Origin of the sequence: Methylobacterium sp. EM32, from assembly GCF_040593685.1 — a bacterium.
GTDB lineage: Bacteria > Pseudomonadota > Alphaproteobacteria > Rhizobiales > Beijerinckiaceae > Methylobacterium.
This window is the reverse complement of record NZ_JBEXZS010000155.1, coordinates 1-3,556: the sequence shown is the minus strand read 5'-3', so window position 1 is coordinate 3,556 and position 3,556 is coordinate 1. Positions and strand designations below refer to the sequence as shown.

At 72.3% G+C, this 3,556-nt stretch carries 2 protein-coding genes and 1 pseudogene; 1 reads left to right on the top strand and 2 read right to left on the bottom strand.

Annotated elements, in window-relative coordinates; translation table 11 throughout:
• Window positions 1-2,115, top strand: a complete 2,115-nt coding sequence (gene recG / locus ABZT49_RS20925; protein ID WP_355288644.1) for an ATP-dependent DNA helicase RecG — start codon at window positions 1-3, stop codon at window positions 2,113-2,115.
• Between the two features lie 208 nt (window positions 2,116-2,323).
• Here recG and ABZT49_RS20920 read toward each other — a convergent pair whose 3' ends face one another.
• On the bottom strand, window positions 2,324-2,668 hold the full coding sequence (locus ABZT49_RS20920; RefSeq protein WP_355288646.1) for a hypothetical protein: 345 nt from the start codon (window positions 2,666-2,668) through the stop codon (window positions 2,324-2,326).
• Between the two features lie 196 nt (window positions 2,669-2,864).
• Window positions 2,865-3,556 (bottom strand): annotated as a pseudogene (locus ABZT49_RS20915) (long-chain fatty acid--CoA ligase); the annotation flags it as partial.

Sequence of the window (3,556 nt, the reverse complement as noted above, 5' to 3'; positions counted from 1 at the left end):
ATGTCGCTGCGTCCCTCCCTGCTCGATCCCCTGTTCGCCCCCGCCACCGTGCTGCCGGGGGCCGGTCCCAAGGTTGCCGTGCTGATCGACAAGCTCGTCGGCACGCCGGAGCGGCCGGCCCGGGTGGTCGACCTCCTGTTCCACCTGCCCCAGCGCGGCATCGCCCGGCAGCTGCGCGGCTCGATCGCCGAGGCGCCGCCCGGCGAACCGGTGACGCTCGGCGTGACCGTGGTCGCCCACCGCCCGCCGCAGGCCATGGGCGGCCGAAAGCCGTTCCGGGTGCTGGTCGAGGACCAGACCGGCGACATCACCCTGGTGTTCTTCAACCTGCCGCGCGCCCGCATCGAGAAGATGCTGCCGCTCGGCAGCCACCGCTACGTCTCCGGCCGGATCGAGCTGTGGGACGGCTTCCGCCAGATGGTGCACCCGTCGCGCATCCTCGACGAGAAGGGACTGGCCGACCTGCCGGCGGTGGAGCCGATCTACGGCGCCACCGAAGGGCTGACCTCGCGGGCGATCGGCAAGCTCGCGGTCGCGGCCCTCGACCGGCTGCCCACTCTCCCCGAGTGGCAGGACCGGTCGTGGCTCGACCGTCAGGACTGGCCGGCCTTCGCCGACGCGCTCCGCACCGAGCACCGCCCGGCGGAGGCGGCCGAGACCGAGGAGGACTTGAAGACCCCGGCCCGCCGGCGCCTCGCCTACGACGAGCTATTGGCCTCGCAGCTGGCGCTGGCCCTGGTGCGCAGCCGGATGCACCGCCCGGCCGGCCGCACCAATGTCGGCGACGGGGTCCTGTCGCGGCGGATCGAGGCGGCGCTGCCGTTCGGGCTCACCGGGGCGCAGACCCGGGCGCTCGCCGAGATCCGCGGCGACATGGGCTCGGACCGGCGCATGCTGCGCCTGCTCCAGGGCGATGTCGGCTCGGGCAAGACCGCGGTGGCTTTGCTCGCGATGGCCTCGGCGATCGAGGCCGGGCGCCAGGCGGCGATGATGGCGCCGACCGAGATCCTGGCCCGCCAGCACGCCGAGCGCCTGCGGCCGATGGTGGAGGAGGCGGGCTTGAAGCTCGCGCTGCTCACCGGCCGCGACCGGGCGGCGGAACGGCGCGCGACGCTGGCCGGCCTCGCCGACGGCAGCATTCACATCGTGGTCGGCACCCACGCGTTGTTCCAGGACGACGTGGCCTTCCACGATCTCGGCCTCGCGGTGGTGGACGAGCAGCACCGCTTCGGCGTGCACCAGCGCCTGGCGCTGGGGGGGAAGGGCGCGGCGGTCGATATCCTGGTGATGACCGCGACGCCGATCCCCCGCACCCTGGCGCTGACTTATTTCGGCGACATGGAGGTCTCGGTCCTCGACGAGAAGCCGGCCGGCCGACAGCCGATCAAGACCGTGCTGATCTCGACCGACCGCATCGAGGAAGTGACGCTCGGCCTGGAGCGGGCGCTCGCCAAGGGCGACCGGGTCTACTGGATCTGCCCGCTCGTCGCCGAATCCGAATATGTCGACCTCGCCGCCGCCGAGGAGCGGTTCTCCGCGCTCCGCGAGCGCTTCGGCGACGCGGTCGGTCTCGTCCACGGCAAGATGCCGGGCAAGGACAAGGACGAGGCGATGGAGCGCTTCGTCAGCGGCGAGACCAAGATCCTGGTCTCGACCACCGTGGTCGAGGTCGGCGTGGACGTGCCGCAGGCCACCGTCATGGTGATCGAGCATGCCGAGCGCTTCGGCCTGGCGCAATTGCACCAGCTGCGCGGCCGGGTCGGCCGGGGATCCGGCGCCTCGACCTGCCTGCTGCTGTTCAAGGGACCGCTCGGCCAGGTCGCCCGGGCCCGGCTCGAGATGATGCGCGAGACCGAGGACGGTTTTCGGATTGCCGAAGAAGACCTGCGCCTGCGCGGCGAGGGCGAGGTGCTGGGCACCCGCCAATCGGGGCTCGCCGCCTTCCGCCTCGCCCGGCCGGAAGCCGACGGCGACCTGCTCGTGGCAGCCCGCGACGACGCCCGGCTGATCGTCGAGCGCGATCCGGGCCTCAAGACGGAGCGGGGCTACGCCCTGCGGGCGCTGCTCTACCTGTTCGAGCGGGATGCGGCGGTGAAGCTGTTGCAGGCGGGGTGAGGACGCGCGGCCGGCAGACGGACGGCCGGAGAATACCGTGTTGCCAAAACACGACCTTATCCTGAGGCGCGAGCGCAGCGAGCCTCGAAGGAGGCCTCCAGAAATCTCAGTGATCCCTGAAGGCCTCCTTCGAGGCTCGCTGCGCTCGCGCCTCAGGATGAGGTCGGGGAAAGGATGATCCGGAACACCGTGATCCCGGAGGACCTCGTCAGAATTCCGGCTCGTTCAGCACCCGCGTGCCGATGCGGCTCTGCAGGTCGATCGGGGCGCCGGTCTGCTGGCCGGCGGCATCGACCTCGATCACCGGGACGCCGGCGCCGCGCATCTGCTCGCGCAGGCGCTCCGACAGCATGCGGAACGCACCGCCGGTGTCGCGCGGCGGGACGTGGAGGAGCACCGCCGCCGGGCGCGGCATCATCGCCAGGACGTCGTCCGCCGCCTCCAGGGAGGCAGTAACGCTGGCATAGCCCAGCTCGGCCAGTTCGGCGGAGAGGGCCCGGTCGATGGCGCGGTGGCCATCGTCGACGACGAGAACTTTTTGCAGCGCACCCATGGTCAAGCGTTAGCCGATCGCGTGCCTCTCGTGAAGGCACCGGGGCAGTAACGCCGTGAGCCGACGAAGGTTCACCGCGATCATGTGGGCAACGCCGCCCGACGACCCCGGACCGGGCCCGGTGATGAGCCGTCAAACGACTGGCATGCCTGATGTTTTTCGCAGATGCGAGACGGGCTGAAAAATTTGTCGGGTGCTACGGGATCTCCGCGATCGCGGTGGCGACGCCGGCGAAGAGCGAGGCGCGGAACCGCGATTCCATCCAGCCGTCGGGATTTTCGTCCTGGGTGATGCCGCGCCGCAACATGCGGGCGGCGCAGGCCGGTCCGCGGAAGCTCAGGCGCCCGTCAGGATCGCGACGCAGCTGGATCAGGCCGCCGCGTTCGGTGGCGAGCGCGGCCCGTTCCGGGGCGGCCAGGACGAGGCCGACATCCTGGGCGTCACGCCGGCCGCAGAGCAGGGCGACCTCGTCGAAGGCGACGATGTCGACCACGCCGGAGCGGCCCGGCAGGCGGGCGCTGAGGCGGCAGGGCGCCCGGTGGACATAGGCCAGGGTGCGCAGCCGGCCCGGCACAGTGGTGCGGGCGAACCCCGCCTCCATCCAGGCCGGAGCGACGAGATGGGTCGGCAGCGGCTGGTCGAGGGCGGCCGAGAGGGCGCCGGCGTCGAAGACCGGGTGGCATTCGAGGGTCGCGCCGGCGAGCAGCGCCGCGGTGAGGCCGGTGGCGAGGCCCTTGAGGTCGCTCGGCGGCAGCAGGCTGAGGATCCGCTCGCCCGGCTCGACCCGCAGCGGCACCAGGCAGCCGGCGGCGGCGGCGGTCAGCGCCTCGGCCTCGCGCCGCACCGCCAGGGGAGCGCCCTCGGGCTCGGGCGGGGGGCCGGCCGGGC